At 67.3% G+C, this 23,768-nt stretch carries 24 protein-coding genes; 16 read left to right on the forward strand and 8 right to left on the reverse strand.

Annotated elements, in window-relative coordinates; translation table 11 throughout:
* Window positions 1-33 precede the first annotated feature (33 nt).
* Together KYT87_RS23585 and KYT87_RS23590 are read left to right on the forward strand one after the other, a co-directional pair.
* Complete coding sequence (locus KYT87_RS23585) at window positions 34-858, forward strand: AraC family transcriptional regulator (RefSeq protein ID WP_219990968.1); 825 nt, start codon at window positions 34-36, stop codon at window positions 856-858.
* A 321-nt stretch (window positions 859-1,179) separates the two neighbouring features.
* Window positions 1,180-2,061, forward strand: a complete 882-nt coding sequence (locus KYT87_RS23590) for a DMT family transporter (protein ID WP_219990969.1) — start codon at window positions 1,180-1,182, stop codon at window positions 2,059-2,061.
* Here the strand turns inward: KYT87_RS23590 and KYT87_RS23595 are convergent.
* Window positions 2,058-2,606, reverse strand: coding sequence for a MarR family winged helix-turn-helix transcriptional regulator (locus tag KYT87_RS23595; protein WP_370638728.1), 549 nt, complete (start codon window positions 2,604-2,606; stop codon window positions 2,058-2,060). The two genes, KYT87_RS23590 and KYT87_RS23595, sit on opposite strands and share 4 nt — an antisense overlap.
* Before the next feature lie 309 nt (window positions 2,607-2,915).
* Between KYT87_RS23595 and KYT87_RS23600 the strand changes: the two genes are divergently transcribed.
* Complete coding sequence (locus KYT87_RS23600; RefSeq protein ID WP_219990970.1) at window positions 2,916-4,319, forward strand: MATE family efflux transporter; 1,404 nt, start codon at window positions 2,916-2,918, stop codon at window positions 4,317-4,319.
* Here KYT87_RS23600 and KYT87_RS23605 read toward each other — a convergent pair.
* Complete coding sequence (locus KYT87_RS23605) at window positions 4,240-5,202, reverse strand: LysR substrate-binding domain-containing protein (RefSeq protein WP_219990971.1); 963 nt, start codon at window positions 5,200-5,202, stop codon at window positions 4,240-4,242. The two genes, KYT87_RS23600 and KYT87_RS23605, sit on opposite strands and share 80 nt — an antisense overlap.
* Before the next feature lie 347 nt (window positions 5,203-5,549).
* On the opposite strand from KYT87_RS23605, the gene KYT87_RS23610 reads away from it, so the two are divergent.
* On the forward strand, window positions 5,550-6,320 hold the full coding sequence (locus KYT87_RS23610) for a sulfite exporter TauE/SafE family protein (protein ID WP_219990972.1): 771 nt from the start codon (window positions 5,550-5,552) through the stop codon (window positions 6,318-6,320).
* Between the two features lie 49 nt (window positions 6,321-6,369).
* Here the strand turns inward: KYT87_RS23610 and KYT87_RS23615 are convergent, their stop codons facing one another.
* On the reverse strand, window positions 6,370-7,191 hold the full coding sequence (locus KYT87_RS23615; RefSeq protein ID WP_219990973.1) for an SDR family oxidoreductase: 822 nt from the start codon (window positions 7,189-7,191) through the stop codon (window positions 6,370-6,372).
* 394 nt (window positions 7,192-7,585) lie between these two features.
* Between KYT87_RS23615 and KYT87_RS23620 the strand changes: the two genes are divergently transcribed.
* Entirely contained in the window at window positions 7,586-7,918 is a 333-nt protein-coding gene (locus KYT87_RS23620; RefSeq protein WP_006221349.1) for a hypothetical protein, read from the forward strand.
* A 306-nt stretch (window positions 7,919-8,224) separates the two neighbouring features.
* On the opposite strand, the gene KYT87_RS23625 is transcribed toward KYT87_RS23620, so the two are convergent.
* Together KYT87_RS23625 and KYT87_RS23630 are read right to left on the reverse strand one after the other, a co-directional pair.
* A complete protein-coding gene (locus KYT87_RS23625; RefSeq protein WP_219990974.1) occupies window positions 8,225-8,767 on the reverse strand; it encodes a GNAT family N-acetyltransferase in 543 nt (180 codons plus the stop codon).
* Window positions 8,768-8,819: 52 nt separating this feature from the next.
* Complete coding sequence (locus KYT87_RS23630) at window positions 8,820-9,389, reverse strand: helix-turn-helix domain-containing protein (protein WP_219990975.1); 570 nt, start codon at window positions 9,387-9,389, stop codon at window positions 8,820-8,822.
* Between the two features lie 73 nt (window positions 9,390-9,462).
* Here KYT87_RS23630 and KYT87_RS23635 point away from each other — a divergent pair, with 73 nt between their 5' ends.
* The 7 genes from KYT87_RS23635 (at window position 9,463) to KYT87_RS23665 (ending at window position 15,842) form a co-directional block, all read left to right on the forward strand.
* Window positions 9,463-11,007, forward strand: coding sequence for a phospholipase D family protein (locus KYT87_RS23635; protein ID WP_240433960.1), 1,545 nt, complete (start codon window positions 9,463-9,465; stop codon window positions 11,005-11,007).
* A gap of 262 nt (window positions 11,008-11,269) precedes the next feature.
* On the forward strand, window positions 11,270-11,980 hold the full coding sequence (locus KYT87_RS23640; RefSeq protein WP_219990976.1) for a 2OG-Fe(II) oxygenase: 711 nt from the start codon (window positions 11,270-11,272) through the stop codon (window positions 11,978-11,980).
* A 145-nt stretch (window positions 11,981-12,125) separates the two neighbouring features.
* Window positions 12,126-12,779, forward strand: a complete 654-nt coding sequence (gene alkB, locus KYT87_RS23645) for a DNA oxidative demethylase AlkB (protein WP_046806760.1) — start codon at window positions 12,126-12,128, stop codon at window positions 12,777-12,779.
* 167 nt (window positions 12,780-12,946) lie between these two features.
* The gene (locus KYT87_RS23650) at window positions 12,947-14,014 is read left to right on the forward strand and encodes a formylglycine-generating enzyme family protein (protein WP_219990977.1); all 1,068 of its coding nucleotides are present in this window, start codon (window positions 12,947-12,949) and stop codon (window positions 14,012-14,014) included.
* 62 nt (window positions 14,015-14,076) lie between these two features.
* Complete coding sequence (locus KYT87_RS23655) at window positions 14,077-14,463, forward strand: VOC family protein (protein ID WP_046806761.1); 387 nt, start codon at window positions 14,077-14,079, stop codon at window positions 14,461-14,463.
* 175 nt (window positions 14,464-14,638) lie between these two features.
* Window positions 14,639-15,052, forward strand: a complete 414-nt coding sequence (locus KYT87_RS23660) for a cupin domain-containing protein (protein ID WP_219990978.1) — start codon at window positions 14,639-14,641, stop codon at window positions 15,050-15,052.
* A 43-nt stretch (window positions 15,053-15,095) separates the two neighbouring features.
* On the forward strand, window positions 15,096-15,842 hold the full coding sequence (locus KYT87_RS23665) for an SDR family oxidoreductase (RefSeq protein ID WP_219990979.1): 747 nt from the start codon (window positions 15,096-15,098) through the stop codon (window positions 15,840-15,842).
* Window positions 15,843-15,863: 21 nt separating this feature from the next.
* On the opposite strand, the gene KYT87_RS23670 is transcribed toward KYT87_RS23665, so the two are convergent.
* On the reverse strand, window positions 15,864-16,400 hold the full coding sequence (locus KYT87_RS23670; RefSeq protein ID WP_104142260.1) for an MgtC/SapB family protein: 537 nt from the start codon (window positions 16,398-16,400) through the stop codon (window positions 15,864-15,866).
* A gap of 151 nt (window positions 16,401-16,551) precedes the next feature.
* Between KYT87_RS23670 and KYT87_RS23675 the strand changes: the two genes are divergently transcribed.
* Window positions 16,552-17,334 carry an SDR family oxidoreductase gene (locus KYT87_RS23675; RefSeq protein ID WP_219990980.1) on the forward strand — a complete coding sequence of 261 codons (783 nt, stop codon included), beginning with the start codon at window positions 16,552-16,554 and terminating at the stop codon, window positions 17,332-17,334.
* Window positions 17,335-17,363: 29 nt separating this feature from the next.
* On the opposite strand, the gene KYT87_RS23680 is transcribed toward KYT87_RS23675, so the two are convergent.
* Complete coding sequence (locus KYT87_RS23680) at window positions 17,364-18,056, reverse strand: HAD family phosphatase (RefSeq protein ID WP_104142258.1); 693 nt, start codon at window positions 18,054-18,056, stop codon at window positions 17,364-17,366.
* A gap of 94 nt (window positions 18,057-18,150) precedes the next feature.
* Here KYT87_RS23680 and KYT87_RS23685 point away from each other — a divergent pair, with 94 nt between their 5' ends.
* Window positions 18,151-18,954 carry a 2OG-Fe(II) oxygenase gene (locus KYT87_RS23685; RefSeq protein WP_219990981.1) on the forward strand — a complete coding sequence of 268 codons (804 nt, stop codon included), beginning with the start codon at window positions 18,151-18,153 and terminating at the stop codon, window positions 18,952-18,954.
* Here KYT87_RS23685 and KYT87_RS23690 read toward each other — a convergent pair.
* Window positions 18,951-19,934: a Bug family tripartite tricarboxylate transporter substrate binding protein gene (locus tag KYT87_RS23690; RefSeq protein ID WP_370638787.1), complete on the reverse strand. Its 984-nt coding sequence runs from the start codon at window positions 19,932-19,934 to the stop codon at window positions 18,951-18,953. The two genes, KYT87_RS23685 and KYT87_RS23690, sit on opposite strands and share 4 nt — an antisense overlap.
* Before the next feature lie 252 nt (window positions 19,935-20,186).
* On the opposite strand from KYT87_RS23690, the gene acnA reads away from it, so the two are divergent.
* Window positions 20,187-22,814: an aconitate hydratase AcnA gene (acnA, locus tag KYT87_RS23695; protein WP_219990982.1), complete on the forward strand. Its 2,628-nt coding sequence runs from the start codon at window positions 20,187-20,189 to the stop codon at window positions 22,812-22,814.
* On the forward strand, window positions 22,811-23,722 hold the full coding sequence (locus tag KYT87_RS23700; protein ID WP_046806766.1) for a GntR family transcriptional regulator: 912 nt from the start codon (window positions 22,811-22,813) through the stop codon (window positions 23,720-23,722). Before acnA ends, KYT87_RS23700 begins: the two co-directional genes overlap by 4 nt.
* The last annotated feature ends 46 nt before the right edge of the window (window positions 23,723-23,768 follow it).

Here is a 23,768-nt window from a genome sequence, read left to right on the forward strand (position 1 = left end):
ACCGCCACGCGCCCAGCCCCACCCTATCCGTCCATGCCTTCCGGTCAATTCCAGATGCAGCGCAGCGTGCTTGCCGGCGTGCAGGCCGTTGCCGCGCGCAGCCGCCATGCGTTCGCGCGGCATACGCATGATCAGTTCGGTATCGGCGTGATGCGCCAGGGCGCGCAGGTGTCCCACAGCGGCCGGGGCCAGGTCACGGCCGGCCCGGGCCACGTCATTACCGTCAACCCCGGCGAAGTGCACGACGGCGCGCCCATCGGAGACACGCCGCGCGCCTGGCAGATGCTTTACCTGGACCCGGACGTGGTGATGGACGCCGCCGGCCAGCTTGCCGAAGCCGGCGGCCTGGCCGCCGCCTACGAATTCGTCTACCCGGCACGCGACCAGCCCCACCTTGCCCGCGACGTGTTGCGCTTGTACGCGCACGCCATCGGCAGCCCTGCCCCGCTGGCTAGCGACGCGTTATTGCTGCGCATCCTGATGCAGGCGCACGGCGAGCGCGCACCCGAGTTGACGCCGGATGCGCGCGCGGGTGTTCCCGCTTGCATCCGCCATGCGCGGGACCTGATCGACGACACCCCCGCCGCCGTGCTGTCGTTGGCCGACCTTGCCGCCGCCAGCGGACTCAGCCGCTATCAAGCGCTGCGCGCCTTCACACGCGCCACCGGCATGACGCCGCACGCCTATCAGATACAACGTCGGCTGCTGTTGGCGCGGCAGCTGATCCGGCGCGGCATGACGCTGGCCGACGTCGCCGCCGCCAGCGGCTTTGCCGATCAAAGCCACATGACGCGGCTGTTCGCGCGCGCCTACGGCGTGTCGCCCGGCCATTACGCATCAGCGGCCCGCGCCGCCTGAGGCGGCAGTGGCGTTTCATTCCATGGAATTGGACTCAAGGGCGGGCACTGTCGCGCGATGCGGTGGCGCAATCTTGCTCGGGGCGGGCACCGCCGCGCGATGCGGTGGCGCAATCCTGCTCGGGGCGGCCCTTGCCGCGCGATGCGGTGGCGCAATCCTCCTCACGGCGGACCACTGCTGCCCGATGCGGCAATGCAAGCTCGTTCAAGGCAGACCTCTGCCGCCGATACCGCCCTCCTACTGACCCAGCCCTGCAATTTCATTCAAGACCGCGTGCGCGCGTCGGCCCATGCTGCGGCTTTCTTCAGCAAGGACGGGGCAATGAACGCAAGGAACAGGTTCCAAGGCTATGGCTTTCTGGCGGCGGCCATGGTGCTGGTGGGCAGCACGGTTGTGGCCAGCAAGATCATCGGCGCCGGCATGCCGCCTTTTACCGCCACCGCCTTGCGCTTTGCCCTGGCGCTGCCGTGCTTTGCGGTGTTGATGGCCGCCACCGGCGCCCGCGTGCCGCGCCTGGGCCGACGCGACTGGATGCTGCTGGCGGCACAAGCCATTGCCGGCAGCGTGGGCTACACGACATTGCTGATCGCCGGCTTGCAGCGCGCGTCGGCGGTGGACGGCGGCGTCATCCTGGGCACGCTGCCGCTGGTGTCCGCGGGCATCGCGATGCTGCTGCTGGGCGAGCGGCCGGGCAAGGCGACATTGGGCGCGATTGCCGTGGCCGCCGCGGGCGTCGCGCTGATGGCGCGGGGCGGTGGTGACGCGGACACGCCCGCGTCATGGACCGGCAACGCCCTGATTCTGGGCGCGGTCGTGTGCGAAGGGCTGTTCATCCTGCTGAACAAACTTTTGCACGTGCCCGTGCCGCCGCTGGCACTGTCGACGGTGATGGCCGGGTTTGGACTGGCGTTTTCGGCGCTGGCCAGCGTGACCGAAGCCCCGTGGTCGCTCACCTTTTCAAGCAGCGCGATGATGGCCGTGGGCTACTACGCGCTGGTGCCCACGGTGGGCGGCTTCCTGCTTTGGTATGCGGGCGCGGCGCGCGTGCGCGGCGCGGAAGCGGCGTTGTTCACTGCGTTGGCGCCGACGTGCGCCGTGCTGCTGGCGGCAACGGTACTGGGCGAAACGGTGACGGCGGCGCAAGCGTTGGGCATGGGCTGTGTGCTGGCCGGCGTGCTGTGGCAGGCGGTGGCCGCGCGCTAGCCCCGGCTGAAGGCCAGGGCGAAGTCCTCGGAAAAAATATCCGCCAAGGCATGCCGCAATGCGGCCGCGCGTTCGGTGCCGTAGGCCGCTTCAAAACGGCGCTGCGCATCCTTCCACAAGCGTTTGGATTCCGCCAGCTTGGCACGGCCCGCGTCGGTCAGCGCCACCCGGCGGCTGCGGCCATCGCGTTCGTCGCGCGAGGTTTCTACATAGCCGTCGCGCTCCAGCGGTTTCAGGTTGTGCGCCAGCGCGGACCGGTCCAGCACCAGCGCGCGCGCCAGGTCGGTCATGGACGGGGTGCCGGCACGGGCGATGTGCACCAGGATGGAATGCTGCGACACCTTCAAACCGCAAGGCGCCAGCACCGTGTCATACAGCTGCGAGACGCGCCGGGTCGCCTTGCGCAAGGCGGCGCCGTTGCAGACGAGCGGGTCGGGGATCGGGCCGGAGGTCTGGCCCGGGGCAGCGCCGGGGATCGGGCCGGAGGTTGGGCCGGAGGTTGGGCCGGAGGTTGGACCGGACGTGGCGGGTTCAGCGTCGGACATGTGCGTGGCAAACGGGCAGGCAAAGTGGATCGGGCAAGCTCAATACGCTACTGCCGGGAACGGCCGGCGTCCAGCGCATTGTTGACAGATATTGGCATATGCACGTAAATTTTATCCCACCTCGTGACGCGCCCAGGCAGCGCCTTTGCCGTGTCTTCGTAGCGCCTTTGCCGTGTCTTTCGTAGTGCCTTTGCCGTGCCTTTCGTAGCGCCTTTTACCGTGTCCTTCGCAGTGCCTTTGCAGCGCCCCCTTTCGCCCCTTTCGCCCCCGACTCCGCCCTAGCCATCGCCCCCCTTCCGGCCACCAACCATGTCAGCGACTCCCCCGCCACGCCCTGCCAACGCGCGCTTGCAAGCGATGCTTCATGCGCCCATTGCCCCCACGCTGGCCCGCCTGGCCTGGCCGAATATCCTGATGATGTCGGCCCAGTCCGCCACCGGCCTGATCGAAACGTGGTTCCTGGCGCGGCTGGGCACATCGGTGCTGGCGGGCGTGGCGCTGGTCGTGCCGGTGCTGTTCCTGATGGGCAATATGTCGCAAGGCGCGATGGGCGGCGGCATCTCGGCCGCCGTGGCGCGCGCGCTGGGCGGTGGGCGCCAGGAAGAGGCCAACCAGTTGGTGCTGCACGCCGTCGTGCTGAACGCGCTGCTGGGCCTGCTGTTCTGTGTACTGTTGCTGGTCTTCGGCCCGCAACTGTATCGCGCACTGGGCGCGCAGGGCGAAGCGCTGGACGCGGCGCTGGCGTATTCCAATGTCATCTTTGGCGGCATCATCCTGATGTGGTTGATGAACGCCTTTGCCAGCGTCATACGCGGCACCGGCAACATGCTGGTGCCGGGCGCGGTGATCTGCGGCGGCGCGCTGTTGCTGGTGCCCTTGTCGCCCTGCCTGATCTTCGGATGGGGGCCGTTTCCCGCGCTGGGCGTGGCGGGTGGCGGCTGGGCGCTGGTCATCTACTACGGCGTGGGCGCGCTGATCCTGGGCGTCTACTGCGCCAGCGGCCGCAACCCCGCGCGGCTGGTCATCAGCCGACTGCACCTGTCCCTGATGCGCAGCATTCTTAACGTGGGCGCGCTGGCCACGTTGAATCCACTGCTGACAAACGCCCAGGTAGCGCTGATTGCCGCGTTGGTCGGCGCCTATGCCGGCACGGCGGCGGTGGCCGGCTACGGCATTGCCGTGCGGCTGGAATACCTGCTGATGCCCATCGCGTTCGGGCTGGGCGCGCCCATGGTGGCGATGGTGGCCTCCAACATCGGCGCGGGGCAGCCCGAGCGCGCCGTGCGCATCGCGTTGACGGGCGGTGCGATGGCGTTCGTGCTGGCCGAATCCATCGGCCTGACAGCGGCGTTTTTCCCGGAAGCCTGGCTGCGATTGTTCGGCGCCGAAGACCACATGCTGCACGCCGGCGCCCTTTACCTGCAAACGGTCGGGCCGGTGTATGGATTCTTTGCGTTGGGGTTTTCGATGTACTTTGCCTCGCAGGGCGCGGGCCGGTTGAAGTGGCCGCTGTTGGCCGGTTGCCTGCGCCTGGTCACCGCCGTGGGCGCGGGCGGCATCGCCCTGCACCTGACGGGGTCACTGACGGTTTTCTTCCTGGTGGCGGCCGTGGCAATGTGCCTGTACGGGCTGATCATCCTGGTCGCGATCGCGTCAGGCTCGTGGTTTCAGCGCGGCCATCTGCCAAAGGCTCGCCCGCTGGCGGGGTCTTGACGGGCGCATCGCGCAACGCGTAGGACACCAGCGCATCCGCGTATGCCGGCAGGGTGTCGCGCACGCACAGCACCAGATCGCGCGTGGCCCAATCGTCCGCCAGCGCCACGCGTTGCACGCCGGCCGTCCTGCCCAGGCGCACGGCGGCGGCCCGCGGCACAATGGCAATGCCCACGCCCCGCCCCACCATCTTGCACACGTCGTCAACGCCGCGCAGGCGCACGCGGTACGACAGCATCTTGCCGCCACGGCGCGCGTGATGCGCCAAATGTTCTTGCAGCGCGCTGCCTTCAATCAGCCCCACGAAATCCGCGTCAGCCACCTCCGCCAGCGTGACCGAACGCCGGTTCGCCAGCGCATGGCCGCGCGGCACCACCAAGGTCAGCGGATCGTGGCGGAAGACGCGCGTGCGCAGGCCCTGCAAGTCAGCCGAATCGGCCAGCACGCCGATGTCGCAAGCGCCCGCGCGCAGCGCATCGGCAATTTCCACGCTGGTGCGTTCTTCCAGGTCCACCGAGACACGCGGGTGGTCGCGCAGAAAATCGCCCAGCACCGGCGGCAGGTGCTCGGTAAGCGCCGTGGTGTTGCACAGCACGCGCACGTGCCCTTTCAAGCCCTGGCCGTAGTGGTCAAGTTCGCCCCGCATGCGGTCGATTTGCCCCAGCACGACACGCGCGTGATGCGCCAGCGTGCGTCCGGCGGGCGTGGACTCGACCCCGCGATGCGCGCGCAGCAACAGGGCGACGCCCAACGTGCCTTCCATGCCACGAATGCGCTCGCTGGCCGACGCCAGCGTCATATGCGTACGCCGCGCGCCGGCGGTAATGGAGCCGGTTTCGTATACGTTCAGGAATAGACGAAGGTCGGTCAGGTCGAATCGCATTCGGGCAGCGTAGCACGCGCTGGCTATGGTGCAGCCATAGGCAGGCTATGCAATTTCCCGATCGCGTGGCGGTACGTGACGGCGCAAAATCGAAGCCTGCTTACCTGCGCCACTTACGCTGCCTTCGACTCCAATGCCGACCGTTACACCATGACTTCCCGCCGTATCAATCGCCTCGTTCCAGCGTCCCTGCCCGCGCGTTTCTTTTCGGCTGATCGGACGCTGCGCATCCGGGCCAGCCATGGCCATGGCCATAGCCATAGCCATAGCCATAGCCACAGTCATAGCCATAGCCATAGCCACAGCCATAGGACCAGCCATAGCCTGGACGCCAACGGAGCAACGCCATGACCCCCGCCGACCTGGTGCCCGGCGGCACCCCGGCGATGCTGACCGCCGTCATCGCGGTGTTCGTCCTGGCCGGCGTGGTGAAGGGCGTCGTGGGCCTGGGCCTGCCCACCATTTCGATGGCGATGCTGGCATTGGTGATGGCGCCGGCGCAGGCGGCCGCCTTGCTGATCGTGCCGTCACTGGTGACCAATCTTTGGCAAGCGCGTCCCTGGCCCACACTGCCGCACAGCTTGCGCCGCATCGGCGCCATGCAGGTCGGCATCTGCGTGGGTACGGTGGCCGGCGCGCTGTGGCTGGGCGCGCCCAGCGGGCAGTGGGCCGGCGTCGCCCTGGGGCTGGCGCTGATCGCCTATGCCGCGTGGGGCCTGTTCGGCACGCCGCCCAGCGTGCCGCGCCGCCACGAGCACGCGCTGGGCGCGCTGGTGGGCGCGGTGACCGGCGTCATCACGGCGGCTACCGGCGTGTTCGTCATCCCGGCCGTGCCGTTCCTGCAAGCGTTGAACCTGGGCAAGGACGGGCTGATCCAGGCCATGGGCATCTCTTTCACGGTGTCCACCGTGGCGTTGGCGCTTGGCCTGTGGATCAACGGCGGCTATAGCCCGAACGCGGCCGGGTCGTCGGTAATGATGCTGTTGCCCGCGCTGGCGGGCATGGCGCTGGGGCAGTGGCTGCGCAACAAGCTGTCGGCGCGGATGTTCAAGCTGTGCTTCATGATCAGCCTTGCCGTGCTGGGCGCCTGGCAGGTTGCGCGCGGCTGGGGCGGATAACGGGTACGCGAACGGGCGGGCAATCAAGTCCGCCTTGCCGCCGCAGCGCTCATGCGGCCAGACGCCGTTCGTCGACAAAGCCGATGGACACCGACATCTCGCGCCATCGCGCCAATTCCTGCTGCACCGACTGGATCTTGCCGCGCGCTTGATCGAAGGCGTCGCGGCCCAGGAACAGGTGCAGCGGCGCGTATTGCGCGTGCGCCGCCTGGATCAGCGCCTGCGCGGCCTTGGCCACGTCGCCCCCCTCTTGCGCGTGCGCCCCACGCGCGGCACGTTCCGGCGAACCGCCGCCGTCTTGCGGCGAGCCTGCCCGCATCGCGCCCGGGTACACCAGCGACACGCGCACGCCCCACGCGGCAGCCTCGGCGGCCAGCGCCTCGGTCAGGCCACATACCGCGAACTTCGCCGCGCTGTATGCGCCCCATTCGGCATGGCCACCATCAAAGCCCAGAATCGACGACACGTTGATAATGTGGCCGCCTGCCTGCGCCCGCATGCGCGGCAGCACGGCGCGTATCACGTTCAGCGTGCCGAAGACGTTGATGTCGAAGGCGGCCCGCACCTGCGCATCGGACAGCTCGGCCAACGACCCCGGGCAGGCCGCCCGCGCATTGTTCACCACCACATCAACGCGGCCAAACGCGGCCACCGTCGCGTCCACCGCGCGGCGCACATTGCGATCGTTGGCCAGATCCACCGTCAACGGCAGGAACTGGCCCTCAAGCTTGGCCCCGACCGCATCCAACAACGCATCGCCATCGCGCGACGTTGCCGCCACCTTGTGACCTTGGCCCAGCAGCGTCTTCACCAACACCAGGCCCAAGCCCGTGGATGCGCCCGTCACCAGCCAGATTTTTTCGGAGTTCATGCGATTTTCTTCCCTTGCTTGCGTGCTTGCTTGCGTGCTTGCGCCCCCCGGCAAGATGCCTGGCGGCCGGCTCCGATCGCCGCGCTTTCCGTGAAAAGCACCGCCCCTTAGCCTGAAGAGAATGTTAGAAATCGAGCGCCCGTGCGTACAGGCTCGTTCTTGCGTGAAACCTGCCTATTTCTACGTTGATGACCTGTCCGGCCGCATCGGGCGGCCCGCGCCCTGTGACATTGACTTCCGCTCGCCGCGCCAGGCTCGCTGCGCTTGCAGCAGCCCCAGGAAGGCCCGTTCTGGGCATCCCGACGCGGAATGTCGGATAATTCGGGTGTTTCCCGCCGCTGCATGCGGCGGATTTTTGTGGGCGCGCGTCGCCCGCCAGCATTCGGAGTCAACTATGCATCGCGGTATTCAGGCGATTGAACAATTCATGGAATCCATCGGCCTGACCTGGCGCCCCGGTTCGACAGAAAGCGCCGAGCTGCGCGTCAGCTACCGCATTGGCAACACGCGTCCGCTGGGCATCGACCGCACGCTGGTTGAATTCCACTGCGACGCCAAGCGCCCCAAAGTCTGGGTGCCTGAGTTCTCGCGCACCAGCTTTCACCAATGGTTTGAAGTGCCGTTTCAGGAATTCGAGTTCACCCCCGGTGGCTCGATGCTGAAGATCAAAGCCCCCGCCCGCGGCAACGCGCCCCCGTACAGCGTGGGTATCAAGCCGCTGGCTTGATGGCATAACGTCCCTGCCTGCGGTAAGCGGCCAGGCTAGCGGGCCAGATTTGACTCGACCGGGTCAAATCTGGCCCGTTTTTATTGTGGACCTTCTTGCGTTTCTACCGCGATTGGGCTGACAGGTACCGCAGCGACCTTGCCAGCCCAAAAGGGAAGCGGTGGGCGTCATTGTGAGCGCCCGCAAAAATCCTCTGGTTGGTCTTGATAGGGATCCCCGAAAGCCTCGCCGAATTCATCGAATACAGCGTGCCCTACACCTCGTTCCCCAAAGAGATCGACGAACTCCGCGGCTTTGCCGAGCCCGTCAAACCCGCTTGTACATGATCGTTGTCGCGTCCAGCTTGCCTGGATCGTGCGGGTCGCGGCTGAAGCCGGGGATCTGGCCTACCGTGGCGTAGCCCAGCGATGCGTATAGCGGTTCGGCGTTGTCGCCGCTGCGGGTGTCCAGGGTAAGCAGGGTGCGGCCCAGGTGGATGGCGTGGGCTTCCGCGGCTCGCATCAGGTCGCGGGCGATGCCGCGGCGGCGGAAGTCGGGGTGGACCAGCAGTTTGCGGATCTCGGCGCGGTGCGGTTGGTTGGGCGGGGTGTCGGTATCCAGTTGCACCGATCCGGCGATGCGGCCGTTCTGGCGGGCGACCCACAGCGACAGATGGCCGCCTTCTACCGCCGGCAGCACCTTGTTGCGCCAGAATGCTTGGGCGTCGTCGGCGGAATACGGCAGGACGAAGCTGATGCTGGCGCCGCCGTGCACGCAGGCATGCAGCATGTCGCCCAGCTCGTTCAGGCAGGCGCGGGCGGCGTCAGCCGTCAACAGGGTTACGTCGGTATTGGCGCGGTCTAGTGTCATGGGTGACATGGGTGGCATGGGTGGCATGGGTGGCATGGACTTCATGGTGGGCTCAGACGATGAACAACAGGTAGCGGGCGCCGCGTTGCGGCGGGGTCACGAACAGGCTGGCGCCGAACAGTTGGTAGCGCAGGCAGTCGCCCGGCGCCAACGTGTACGTTTGCCCGTCGACAGCGATGGCCAGTTCGCCCTCCAGCATCAACAGGTGGTGCTCCAGGCCCGGCCGGGGCGATTGGTCGTAGGCGATGCGGGCGCCGGGCGCCAGTTCGCAGGCCAGCACTTCGCCGGCCAGTTGCTGCGCGGGCGGGGACACCGAGCGCCGGCGAAATCCCGCGCTGTCGTCCACCCACACGGCTTGAGCGCTTTCTGGGACGAGCGGCGCGAAGTCGTCTTCCACCATCATCATCAGGCGCGACATGGTCATGCCGTGCGCGGCGCACAGCTTGCCCAGCACAGACGCCGTGGGGCTGACCTCGGCGTTTTCCAGGCGTGAGAGCGTGGCGCGGCTGACGCCAGCCAGGCCGGCAAGCTCGTCCAGCGACCAGCCGCGTTCCTGCCTCAGTGCGCGCAGCCGGTGGGCGATGCGGCGGTCCAGATCAAGATCGTTGCTTGCATTTTCCATATCCGGGAATTTATCTCAGACACGGAAACCCCACAAGGCGCCGATGGCGTGAGGAAATTCGGCACAATACGGCATGCTTTTGGCCCGAACCCTACTCATGCCCCTCCTTTGCCTATCGTTTCTGGGTGGTTGCAGCCTGCCCCCGCTGGACAAGCGCCACGAATCACAGGCGCTGACGCCCGAGGACGCAGCGGCCACCGCGCTGGGCCGTGGCATCACGCCGCTGGCCGCCGCGCACCCCGGCAAGTCGGGCATCCACCCCTTGGGCGATGCGCATGACGCTTTCGCCGCCCGGATGATGCTGGCCCGCGCCGCCGAGCGCAGCCTGGATGTGCAGTACTACATCTGGCACAACGACATGACGGGCACCATGCTGCTGGAAGCGCTGCACGCCGCGGCCGACCGAGGCGTGCGCGTGCGCCTGCTGCTGGACGACAACGGCACGGCCGGGCTGGATAAAGTGTTGGCCGCGCTGGACGCCCACCCGATGATCGAGGTGCGGCTGTACAACCCGTTTGTGTTGCGCTGGCCCAAGCCATTGGGCTACGTCACGGATTTCAGCCGTCTGAACCGGCGCATGCACAACAAGTCGTTCACCGCCGACAACCAGGCCACCATCATCGGCGGCCGCAACATCGGCGACGAGTACTTTGGGGCCACCAGCGGCGTGCTGTTCACCGATCTGGACGTGTTGGCAATCGGCGCGGCGGTGAACGACGTGTCCAAGGATTTTGACCGCTACTGGAGCAGCGATTCGGCTTACCCGGTCGACCGGATACTGAAACCGGCCGGCCCCGGCGAGCTGGACGCGCTGGAAGAGCAGGCCAGCAAAGTCGAGGGCTCGCCCGAGGCCGCGGCGTACGCGCGTGCCATGAAGCGGCTGCCTTTCATCCGGCAGTTGCTGGCCGGTGATCTGACGCTGGAATGGGCCGATACCCGGATGGTCAGCGACGACCCGCGCAAGACACTGGGCACCGCGCCACCCGAAGCCATGCTGCCGCATCAGTTGCACGACATCATCGGCGCGCCCACGCAGGATCTGTACTTGGTGTCGCCCTACTTCGTGCCCACCGCCCGTGGCACGGAGGCATTCGGAAAGCTGGCGCAAAGCGGGGTCAAGGTGCAGGTGCTGACCAACGCGCTGGAAGCGACCGACGTGGCGGTGGTGCATTCCGGTTATGCCCGGCGCCGCAAGGACTTGCTGGCCAGTGGTGTGGAACTGTTCGAGATGAAGCGGCAGGCGCGCGGCGCGGATCGCAACAAAAGCATGGGGCCCTTTGGCAGCTCGGGTTCCAGCTTGCATGCCAAGACCTTTGCCGTGGATGGCCGGCGCGTGTTCGTCGGATCGTTCAACTTTGATCCGCGATCCGCCACCCTGAATACCGAGCTGGGCTTTGTCATCGACAGCCCCACGCTCGCGGCGGGCATCGCCAACGCCTTCCAGCAAGAGTTGCCCAAGCTGGCCTACCGCGTATGCCTGAACGAGCAGGGCGACGTGATCTGGGAGGAGCAACGCGATGGCAAGAGGGTGCGCCACGATACCGAGCCCGGCACGTCGGCGTGGAAGCGGTTCTCGGTATGGTTCGTTTCCCTGCTGCCATTGGAATCGCTGCTGTGACGGGTGACTTGCGGCGGCGATTGGTGGCTGTAGCCCCGCGCCCTGGCACGCTGCCCTGGCACGCTGCCTTTGCACGCTGCCTTTGCCCGCTGCCTCTGGCCCGCTCCCGTGGCACGCGGCTGTGGCAGGTCTTGAGACGCGCTGCTATAACGTTCGTAATGTCCCATTTGCCGGGCTTATCGCCATCGCAACAAGCGGAGTTCGCCGCCACCCCTGCTGGACGTAGATTCACGGTTTTGTTTCACCGCACTTGCCGATCGCCATGGATGCCCCGCCCTGCCCCGCCTTGCCCGACCTGGACTGGACCGCCATCACGCACTCGTTGGACGCGCACGGCAATGCCATCGTGCCCGGCTTGTTGACGCCCGCGCAATGCGACGACTTCGCAAACCGGTACGACGAACCCGACCGCTACCGCAGCCGCATCGTGATGGCGCGGCATGGCTTCGGGCGGGGCGAATACAAGTATTTTTCCTACCCTTTGCCGCCCTTGCTGCATGAGCTGCGTACCGCGCTGTATCCGCGCCTGGCTCCCATTGCCAACCGCTGGAACCGGCAGTTGGGCATTGCGGTGCAATACCCAGACGACCACGCCGCCTTCCTGCAACGTTGCCACGACGCCGGCCAGCGCCGCCCCACGCCGTTGATCCTGCAATACGGCCCGGGCGACTACAACTGCCTGCATCAGGACTTGTATGGCGAACACGTGTTCCCGCTGCAAGTGGCCATCCTGTTGTCGCGCCCCGGCCACGATTTCACGGGCGGAGAATTCGTCATGCAGGAGACCAGCAGCCGCGAGCAACGCATCGACGTGCTGCCCTTGCAACAGGGCGACGCGCTGATCTTCACCGTGAACCTGCGTCCCGTGCCGGGCGTGCGCGGCTGGCGCAAGACGGCAATGCGGCACGGCGTCAGCGCGCTGCACACGGGCCGACGCCACACGCTGGGGCTGATCTTTCATGACGCACAATAGGCCGCCGCACAACAGGCCGCCGCACCATGGGTCGCCGCACAACAGGCCGCCGCACAACAGGCCGCCGCACCATTGGCCACCGCACAATAGGCCGCAACACAATAGGCCCACCGCGAATTAGGCCCGCCACACGATAGGCCCCGCCATGACCCTGAACCTGTTCGACGACGAAGACACCGCGCAGCACGGCCGGGACCAGATCGGCCCTCAGTCTTATGTGCTTCGCGGCTTTGCGCTGGCGCACGCCGACGCGCTGCTGCAAGGCGTGGACACCGTGACCGCGCAGTCGCCCTTTCGCCACATGCGCACGCCGGGCGGCTACACCATGTCGGTAGCGCTGACCAATTGCGGCGAATGGGGGTGGACGACGGACGCGCACGGGTACCGCTATACGCGCATTGATCCCCTGTCCGGCCAACCCTGGCCGGCGCTGCCCGCCGCGTTTTTGCAACTGGCGCAAGCCGCCGCGCTGGAAGCCGGCTTTCCCGGCTTTACGCCCGACGCCTGCCTGGTAAACCGCTACGAACCGGGGTCTCGCTTGTCCTTGCATCAGGACAAGAATGAACGCGATTTCGACGCGCCTATCGTGTCGGTGTCGTTGGGCATGCCCGCGCTGTTCCTGTTCGGCGGCAACGACCGCGCCGACAAGGCGGCGCGAGTGCCCTTGTTTCATGGCGACGTGGTGGTGTGGGGCGGCGTGGATCGCCTGCGCTATCACGGCGTGATGCCGATGAAGGAAGCGCCGCACCCCCGGCTGGGCAGCCGACGCATCAACTTCACGCTGCGCAAGGCGGGCTGACAGCGCTAGCTGTGCAGCCGCGAGCCGACACTAGGGTTGACCGCGTCTGGCCGTGTCCGAACGGCCGCCCTACACTTTCGCACCCCTGCCCGCGCCCCCATCGGGCGCACTTCGCCCCCGCCCTATTGCGCCCCTTGCGCCTTCTTGCGCCTATGCCGCCGACAATCATGCGTACCCGCCTTCGCCCGCCACTTGCCCGCCTGCTGTCACCCCGCCTGCTGTCACCCTGTCTGCTGTCACCCTGCCTGCCCGTTGCCGTCCTGTGCCTGGCCGGCGCGGCGCTGTCCTTGCCCGCAGCGGCGGCCGAGCCGCCCGCGCTGCTCGTCAATTCGCTGGACATGACATTCGTGGCCATACCCGCCGGCACGTTCCAGATGGGCAGCGACGAATCGGCCGAGACGCTCGCCCGTGACTACCCCCAATATCCCAAGGACCGTTTCACCCAGCTGTTCGACGAAGCGCCCGTGCACACGGTGCGCATCACCCGGCCCTTCTACCTGGAACGCACCGAGGTCACGGTCGGGCAGTTCAGACGTTTTATCGAGGCATCCGGCTACGTGCCCGAGTCCGAGGCGGACGGCACGGGAGGCTACGGCTACAACGCCGCGTATGACCCCGACAAATCCGAACGCGGCGACGCCTTTGAAGGCCGCGACCGCCGCTATTCCTGGCGCAACCCCGGCTTTGCGCAGACCGACGACCACCCGGTGGTGAACATCAGCTGGAACGACGCCACCGCCCTGGCGCGCTGGCTGACCCAGCAAGAAGGCCACGTCTACCGCCTGCCCACCGAAGCGGAATGGGAATACGCCTGCCGCGCCGGCACCCGCACGCGCTATCAGAATGGCGACGACCCGGCCGGCATGGCGGACGTGGGCAACGGCTTTGACGCCGACACCGCGCCCCTGTGGCCAAAATGGCACGCATTTGCCAACGCACGCCACGACGGCAACACCTTTACCGCGCCGGTAGCCAGCTATGCGCCCAACGCCTTCGGCTTGTATGACATGCACGGCAACGCCTGGGAATGGGTGTCGGACTGGTATGGCGAAGACTATTACGCGCAGTCGCCCACCGACGACCCCACCGGCCCGGCCAGCGGCAACGTACGCGTGCGCCGGGGCGGGTCCTGGCATACCTGGGCGCTGTACACGCGTTCGTCGTATCGCAACTGGAATACGCAGGAAACGCGCTACCCCCTGGTCGGCCTGCGGCTCGTGCGCGAGGCCGATTAAACAAAAAAGGGGCCTGGGCGGGTTAGCATAGCCGCACGCTTAACCTCAAAGAGAGTCCTGACATGCATTCGCTGGGCCGTCTCGTCCTTCTCGTGAACGACTACGACACCGCCATTTCCTTCTATCAAGACAAGCTGGGCATGGAGGTATTCGCAGATATGCCCGTGGGCCAGCAGCGCTACGTGCACCTGCGCCTGCCCGCCCAACCGGCGGTGGGTGTCTGGCTGCTGCAAGCGCTGACGCAGGCGCAACGCGACCGCGTCGGCGACCAGACCGGCGGCCAGCCGGTGGGCGTGTTCTACACCGACGACGTCATGCGCGACCACGGCAGCTTTGTCGCGCGCGGCGTGCGCTTCACCAAAGAACCCGTCCATGACGACAGCACCGTCTACGCTCACTTCATCGACCTGTACGGCAACGAGTTCGTACTGGTGCAGGTGAAGGCGTAACCCGTACCCCCTGGGGCGGCGCATGCGGCTCCGCTAGCGGGCGGCGACAAAAGCTCTGCCAATCTGGAAAACCCGCACAAGCCCGCCGAACCCGCGAAACCTGCAAGAACGTACAAGACGCGGGGTTCGGCGCGGCTCTAAGCTTGCGGCATCACCCTCCATCCAGGTTTGAAAAATGCCCCCGGCCTCCCCTACCGATATTTCCCCCGCCCGCATTCCCGCCATCAACATTGCCGGCAAGCTCGCCCTGTTCAACGAACACTGGCGGCCCAAGGTCATCGCGCAGATGAACGACTACCAGTTCAAGGTGGTCAAGGTGCAAGGCGAATTCGTCTGGCACAGCCATGCCGACACCGACGAAACCTTTATCGTGATCAGCGGCCGCCTGCGCATCGACCTGCGTGATGGGCAGACCGACCTGGGCCACATCGACCTGGGTCCGGGCGACATGACCGTCATCCCCAAAGGCGTGGAGCACAAACCCTGCGCCACCGAAGAGGCCCACCTGATGCTGGTGGAACCCTGTGGCGTACCCAATACCGGCGACCACGGCGGCGAGCGCAGCGCGCCCAACGACGTCTGGATTTGACGCCCCCGGTTCTGCTACCGTGAATCGCATCCAGGAGAACACCATGCCGAAAGTCATACTCGTTACCGGCGGCAGCCGGGGTATCGGCGCCGCCGTCGCCAAGCTGGCCGCGCGCCGGGGCTACGCGGTAGGCATCAATTACCGCACCCATTCCGACGCCGCCGACGCCGTGGTGGCCGACATCCAGCAAGATGGCGGCACCGCGCTGGCCATCCAGGCCGACGTGTCGCAAGAGGATGACGTGCTGCACATGTTCCGCACGCTGGACGAGCGCCTGGGCCGCATCGATGCGCTGGTCAATAACGCGGGCATTCTGGAAACGCAGATGCGGCTGGACGAAATGGAAGCCGACCGCCTGCTGCGCGTGCTGTCCACGAACGTCATCGGCGCTTTTCTGTGCGCGCGCGAAGCCGTGCGCAGGATGTCGATGCGGCACGGCGGCCAGGGCGGCGCCATCGTCAACGTGTCCTCGGCCGCCGCGCGCCTGGGCTCGCCCAACGAATACGTGGACTACGCGGCATCCAAGGGCGCGCTGGACACGATGACCATCGGCCTGTCCAAGGAAGTGGCGCCCGAAGGCATCCGCGTCAATGGCGTGCGCCCGGGCACCATCTACACCGACATGCACGCCAGCGGCGGCGAACCCGGCCGCGTCGACCGCCTGAAAAGCGTCATCCCGTTACGGCGCGGCGGCTCGGTCGAGGAAGTAGCCGGCGCCGTCATGTGGCTGTGTTCCGAAGAAGCCGGCTACACCAGCGGTTCGTTCATCGACGTGTCCGGCGGCAGCTGAACGCCGTTGTTCAACCGTTGTTCAAACGTTACGCGCCGGCTTGTCGTCGGTGGCGATCACGCTATTTTTGTCCTTGCGTTCCCAGATGCGGGCCTCGACGCGGCGCAGCACGGCCAGGACGAACAGCGCCAGCAAGGTGCTGACCAGCGCCGTGGCCTCGCGCCCCATCCCCGCCGCCACGCCGATCGCCGCCGTCATCCAGATGCTGGCCGAGGTGGTCAGCCCATGGATTTCTCGTTCATCGCTTAGCTTGATGATGGCGCCCGCGCCCAGGAAGCCGATGCCGGCGATCACGCCTTGCAGCACCCGGCTGATGTCGCCCACTTCCATGCCGCCTTGCAAGGGCACCAGCACGAAGATTGCCGCGCCCAGCGCCACCAGCATGTGCGTGCGCAGGCCCGCGGCCTTGCCGCTGCGTTCGCGTTCATAGCCCAGCAGCCCGCCCAGAAACACCGCCATCCCCAAGCGCAGCACAATGCGCGTGGCTTCGCCGACGTCGGGGATATCCGCGAATTCGCTGCGTACCGTGGACCAGATTTCCAGCCAGACTTGCGCCATCTTTCGCTTCCTGCAAGACAAGGGTGAAGCAGCATAGCAGGCGCGCCGGTGCCCGCGCCATGCTGCGTTTTCTTACTGGTTTGGCCCACGCAACTGGTTTACAACCATGGCTTGCGCCGCGTGTGCGGGCGCGAATTCACAGGAGGCAGACATGGACTTGCAGCTGGCCGGAAAACGCGTGCTGATCACGGGCGCGTCAAAGGGTATCGGCCTGGCGTGCGCCGTGGCGTTCGCGCGCGAAGGCGCGGACCCCATCCTGGTGGCGCGCGACGATGCGGCGCTGCATGCGGCCACCGCGTCCATCCGCGAGCAGACCGGGCGCGCGGCACAGGCCGTGACGCTGGACCTGGCACAGCCCGGCGCGGCGCAACGGCTGGCACAAGACACCGGCCCCATCGACATCCTGGTGAACAACGCGGGCGCGGTGCCCGGCGGCGCGCTGGACCAGGTGCAGGACGAACGCTGGCGCGCGGGCTGGGAATTGAAGGTGCATGGCTATATCAGCCTGGCGCGCTGCTATTACCCGCACATGCGCGAGGCGGGCGCGGGGGTCATCGCCAACATCATCGGCATGGCGGGCGCCGCGCCGCGTGCCGACTACATCTGCGGCGCGGCGGCCAATGCGTCGCTGATCGCCTTTACCCGCGCGCTGGGCGGTGAAGCGCCGCGCCACGGGGTGCGCGTCTTTGGCGTGAACCCGTCGCGCACGCGGACCGACCGCGTGCTGACCCTGGCGCGGCAACGCGCGCAAGCCCGCTGGGGCGACGAGGAACGGTGGCAGGAAACGCTATCGGACCTGCCGTTCAACCGGCTGATGGAGCCGACCGAAGTGGCCGACATGATCGTGTTCGGCGCATCGCCGCGCGCGGGCTACCTGAGCGGCACCGTCATCGACCTGGACGGCGGCGAGCAGTACGCGAATTACGGGAAATAGCCAGCGCGGGCAGATCGCGGCAAGGCCGGTCAGCGTGCCCCGGCCTGCCAGCCCGCCAGCAGCGCGGGCAACTGGTTCATGTCCGTGAACACGTGGGCCACGCCCACATTGCGCAAGGCCTCGGCGCCGCTGTGGCCATTGGCGTCGGGGCTGTAGCCGAACACCGTGGCGCCCGCGGCCACGCCGGCCGTGGCGCCGGTGACCGTGTCTTCCACGATGGCGCAACGCTTGGGGTCCACGCCCAGCGCCTGCGCGGCGGCCAGATAGACGTCGGGAAACGGCTTGCTGCGCGGCATTTCGTGGCCACTGAAAACGCGTCCATCAAAGCAGTCCGCAATGCCGACCTTGACCAGTTGCAGCTCGACCTTGCGGCGGTCGGCGCCGGACGCCACGGCGATGCGGCCGTCCAGCGTGCGGTGCAGGGCGCGCACGGCGTCGGGCGCGCCGGGAATTTCAAGCAGGTCGCGGTCCAGGGCGGCGTTGCGACGCTGGCGGAACTCGTCAAACCATTGCGGCCCCAGCTTGGCGCCGGTGCGCGCTTCGATCAGCGGCAGCTCGTCCCGCACGGCCTTGCCGGTGAAGATGCGCATGGCTTCTTCGTGGGTGATGTCCCAGCCCAGTTCGTTCAACATCTGGGTCAGCACATGGCTGGTGATGGGTTCGGAATCGACCAGCACGCCGTCACAGTCGAACAACACGGCGTCAAAGGGAAAATCAGTCATTGCGGGCGGGATGGGGGCGGTTCATGAAGCGGGTAAGCATACTGCATGGCCCGCAAAGCAAACTTCGGAGTGACGCCGGCCGGCGCGCGAGCCTATGCTGAGCCACGCACAAAACACCCGCCACGCCACGATGCCCGACCCGACACCGCCAGAACGCTTCACCGACGCCCGGCCCGACACCCGACCTGATAGCCGGCAAGCCCTGCACCGCCCCCTGGACCACACGGACTGGGCACAGGTATTCCGGGACCTGAACGCGCAAGGCTGGGCGCTGTTGCACGGCCTGTTCGCGCCGGACGCCGCGCGTCGGCTGGGCGGCGCCACAGTGCCCCCCGCGCTGGCTGCCATGCGGCCGGTTCTGTACCGGCATCTGCTGCCCATCGCGCGCGCGTGGGCAGCCGCCTTGCAGTTGCCCGCTGCCGACCCCGACGTCCACCCCAACGTCCACCCCAACGTCCACCCCAACGTCCAACCCGACGTCCAACCCGACGCCTACCCCGACGACTTCACGGCATGGACCCAGCGCAACCGCGACGCGGGCCAGACGCGGCCGCTGTCCGCCGTGCGCACGCTGACGCAGGGCGACTATCAAGCGTTGACGCATCACGACAACGGGCAAGCCGTATTCAGGCTGCAACTGGTCGCGCTATTGTCCGAGCCCGATGTGGATTTCACGGGCGGGGAATTCGTGATGACCGAGCAGCGCCCGCGCATGCAGTCCCGCCCCATGGTGCTGCCCTTGAAGTTGGGCGACGCGGCGGTGATCGCGGTGTCGCACCGGCCGGTACAAGGCGCACAAGGGATCTACCGCGTGACCGCCCGGCACGCCATCAGCCGGGTGCGGTCGGGACAGCGCGTGGGGTTGGAACTGCTGCTGCACGACGCGAGCCAGGGCTAGTTGTCCGCCGTGATATTGCCGTCCGCCACCACCTTGGCGAACACCGCTGTCTGCGCCTTGATGAAGGCGCGGAATTCGTCCTGGCTCATCGGCTGCACCTCGCCGCCCAGGTCGCGGATGCTGGCCACGAATTTTTCGTCACGCAGGCTGCGGTCGATGGCGGCGGCCAACTTCTGCTGCACGGCTGGCGGGGTGCCGGCCGCCACGAACACGCCGAACCAGTTTTCCAGCGCATAGTCCTTCAGAGATGGCGTTTCAGCCACGGCCGGAATGTCCGGCGCGAACGAGGCCCGCTTGGCCGACGTGACGGCCAGCGGCTTGACCTTGCCGCTCTTGATGAAAGGCAAGGCGCCCGCCAGGCTGACAAACGTCAGGTCGACGCTGCCGGCCGCCACGTCCACCAACTGTGCCGACGCGCCCTTGTACGGCACGTGCACCATCTTGATTCCGGCCAGCGATTGCAGCAGTTCGCCGTTCAGGTGCTGCGGATTGCCCACGCCGCTGGTGGCGTACGTCAGCTTGTCGGGATGCGCACGGCCATACGCGACCAGCTGCTCCACATTACTGACGGGCAGCTTGGGGTTGGCCACCAGCACATTGGGCACCCGCGCGATCAGCGCGATCGGCACCAGATCCTTTTCCGGCTGATATTGCATCTTGCTCTTGAACACCAGCGGGTTGATGGCGGTTTCGCCCGCCGACCCCAGCAGCAAGGTGGTGCCGTCCGGGGCGGAACGCACCACCGTCTGCGCGCCCAGCATGCCGCTGGCGCCGGGCTTGTTTTCCACCACGACGCCCTGCGGCATTTCGCTGCGCAGGCGTTCGGCCAGCAAACGGCCCATGCCGTCGACGCCGCCCCCTGCCGCAAACGGCACGATCAGGCTGATGGGCCGGCCGGTATCGGCCGCCACGGCCGAGGCGGCGGGCAGGACGGCGGCGCCCAGGCAGAAGGCCAGGGGCAGCAAGAGCGCCGGCCGCAAAGCCGTCCGTAAAGCTGCCCGTAAAGCCGTCCGCAAAGTCAGCGGCAAAGTCAGCCTCAAAGGCAGACGCAATGGCAGACGCAAAGGCAGGGCGCGCGCCGTCGCGGCGGCGGGCAGTCGGATCGGGGGCATGGCAAGTCTCCTGTTTGGCCTTCCGCTTGCTGGGCGTTCGGCCGTTTCGGCCTGTTCGAAACGACGGCCGGGTTTTTACTTAATTGCATTTTATATGTGCAATATGCAAAACTTGCAGCTATGGAAAACACCAATGCCTTGCCGCCGCGCCACGCTCGCTTCACGCTGAACGGCGTCGCACACACCTGCCTGGACCTGCCCGCGATGGTCGGCGCGGACTACTGGCGCTTGCCCGTGGTGCTGCGCCTGCTGCTGGAAAACGCGCTGCGCAACATGCAGGGCAACGAACGCGACGCCGCCGTGTCCGCCCTGCTGCGCTGGCTGGACCAGGGCACCAGCGATGCCGAGATTGCCTTTCAGCCCGGCCGCGTACTGATGCACGACACCACCAGCACCCCCGCGCTGGTCGACATCGCCGCCATGCGCGACGCCTTGGCCGAAGCCGGCACCGACCCCGCCGTGCTCAACCCCGTGTTGCCCGTGGACGTGTCGGTGGACCATTCGCTGGCCGTCGAGGCCTATGCGCGGGCGGACGCCGCCGCGCTGAACCTGGACCTGGAATTGCGACGCAACGCCGAGCGCTACCGCTTCCTGCGCTGGGCGTCCAAGGCCTTGTCCAACGTGCGCATCCACCCGCCGGGCACCGGCATCATGCACACCATCAACCTGGAACAGCTGGCCACCGTGGTCTGCCAGGGCGATGACGGCCTGCTGTTTCCGGACATGATGATCGGCACCGACAGCCACACGCCCATGATCAACGGCATCGGCGTGCTGGGCTGGGGCGTGGGCGGGCTGGAGGCGCAGACGGTGATGTTCGGCATGCCGACATTGCTGTGCATTCCCGATGTGATCGGCGTGCGCCTGACCGGCGCGCTGGCCCCCGGCGTTACCGCCACCGATCTGGCCCTGACCGTAACGCAACGGCTGCGCGCCATCGAGGTGTCGGGCGAATTCGTGGAATTCTTCGGCCCGGGCGTCAGCGGCCTGTCGGCGGGCAGCCGCTGCGTGGTGGCCAACATGGCGCCCGAATACGGCGCCACCACCGGCTACTTTCCCATCGATGCCGCCACGCTGGACTACCTGCGCCAGACCGGCCGCACCGAGGCCCACATCGCGCGCGTGGCCGCCTACGCCGAACACGCCGGCATCGCGCTGGACCCGCACGCCAGCCCGCGCTACACGCGCGTGATCGAGATCGCGCTGGACCAGGTCGGCATGCACGTGGCCGGCCCGAAGCGGCCGCAGGACCTGCACCCTTACGGCCACACCAAGCCCATCCTGGCCGCGCTGAATTTCCAGCCCGCGGCGCCCGCCGTGGGCGGCTTGCCGCGCTACCCGGTCGCCATCGCGGCCATCACCAGTTGCACCAACACGTCCGACCCGCGCCTGTTGATGGCGGCCGGCCTGCTGGCCCGCAAGGCGCGCCAGGCGGGCCTGCGCGTACCGGCCTGGGTGAAGACGTCGCTAGGCCCGGGCTCGCCCGCCGCCGCCGACTACCTGGCGCGCGCCGGCCTGCTGGACGATCTGGCGGCGGTGGGTTTTGACATCGTGGGGTATGGCTGCACCACCTGCATCGGCAATTCCGGGTCGCTGCCCGGCCCCGTGCGCGACGCCATGGCCGTCGGCGCGGTCCACCCCGTTGCCGTGCTGTCGGGCAATCGCAACTTCACCGGCCGCATTCATCCGGATCTGGACCTGGGCTTCCTGATGTCGCCACCGCTGGTCATTGCCTTTGCGCTGGCCGGCGATGCCGAACGCGACCTGTCGCAAGAGCCCGTACAGACCGCGGCGGACGGGCGCCCCGTACCCTTGCACGAGCTGTGGCCCAGCGATGCCGACATCGACGCCGCCATGGCGCGGGGTTTGCAGCCGGACGACTACCGCGCCGCGTTCAAGATCGCCAGCGCCAACCCGGCGTGGCAGGCGCTGCAATCGCCGGACACGCCGCGTTTTCCGTGGGACCCCGCGTCGACCGCGCTGCGCCGCCCGCCCTTTGCCGCAACCGAACAGGCCGGGCAGTTGGGCCACTACGTCGCCCACCCGCTGCTGGTGCTGGGCGACGACATCACCACCGACCACCTGTCGCCCGCCAGTGCCATCCCGCCCGACAGCCTGGTGGCCGACTTCCTGGTGGCGCGCGGCGACAACCGCCACGACCTGAACGTGTTCGCCTCGCGCCGGGGCAATTGGGAAGTGATGATGCGCGCGGCGTTCTACAGCAAAAGCCTGGTCAACCGGCTATGCCCGGATGCCCCCGTCGGCCACACGCGCCACGCGCCCAGCGGGCGCGTCGAACCCATCTGGGAAGCGGCCGAACACTACCGCCAGGACGGGCAGCCCGTGGTGCTGTTGGCCGGCGCGCGCTTTGGCACGGGCTCATCGCGCGACTGGGCGGCCAAGGGCCAGCGGCTGCTGGGCATCCGCGCCGTGCTGGCCGTGAGTTTTGAACGCATCCACCGGTCCAACCTGATCGGCATGGGCATCCTGCCGCTGCGGCTGCCGGACGGGGTGACGCCGGACACGCTGGCCATGCAGTCCGGCGACCGGATTGAAATCGATGCGCCGGCCGCCAGGCTGGCCCCGCGCCTGTCGGTGCCGGTGCGCATCTTGCGCGCCAATGGCGCGGTGCACGCGTTGCACGCCACGGCGGCCGTCGAGACCCAGTTGGACGTGCGTTTGTTGCGGATGGGCGGCGTCATTCCCGCTATCCTAGCGGACACACTCCGACCCGCCACGACCCCATGAGCGCGCAAACCAATACCGTCACCAAAATTCTTGAAGTCATCCGGCAAGACCGCCTGCCGGGCGGCGCGCACCTGACCGCGCAAAAGCTGGCTGACCGGCTGCGCCTGTCGCGTTCGCCCGTCAACGACGCGCTGGGCGTGCTGGAGCGCCACGGCATCGTGGCGCGCAAACCCAACCGTGGCTACTTCTTGCAGCAGGACTTCGACGCCCTGCCCGACGACCCGGACCATCTGGCCGAACTGGCGCCGCCCTCGGCTAACGACATCGTCACGCAAAGCTATTTCAAGCTGGCCGATGACCTGTTGCGTGGCCAGTTGCCCATGCAATGCAGCGAAGCGCAGTTGCGGGTGCGCTATGCGCTGACCAACGCGCAAACGCAGGCGTTGCTGGCGCGCGTGTCGCAAGAAGGCTGGGCGCAGCGCCGGCCCGGCTATGGGTGGGAATTCTCGTCCATGATGACCACGCCGGACAGCCTGTTGCAGTCGTACCGGCTGCGTCTTGCGCTGGAACCGGCCGCGTTGCTGGAGCCCACGTTCCGCATCGAAAAAAGTGTCATCGAACGCTGCCGCGCCGCCGAGAAACATCTGCTGGACGGCGGCATCGCCACCGACACGGCCGACCAGCTGCACGAGCGCGGCGTGCGCTTTCATGAATCGCTGGTTGAAGCCTCGGGCAACCCATTTTTCATCGACACCATCAAGCGCGTGAACCGCGTGCGCCGCTTGCTGTCGTACCGGTCCATGCAGGACCGCAGCCGCTACCAACAGCACTGCGATCAGCACCTGGCCATACTTGATTTGCTGGAACGCGAGCGCAACGATGAAGCCGCCGCCGCGCTGTCCAGCCACCTGCGCAGCACGCTGGACAACCTGTCGCGCATCAGCGGCATCCTGACTTCCCCGGCCTGACGCGCAATGACGTGCCCGGCCGCCTGTTTTTTTGTAAAGAAGGCAA

Origin of the sequence: Achromobacter sp. ES-001, assembly GCF_019448355.1 — a bacterium.
Taxonomy (GTDB): Bacteria; Pseudomonadota; Gammaproteobacteria; order Burkholderiales; family Burkholderiaceae_B; genus Achromobacter; species Achromobacter spanius_B.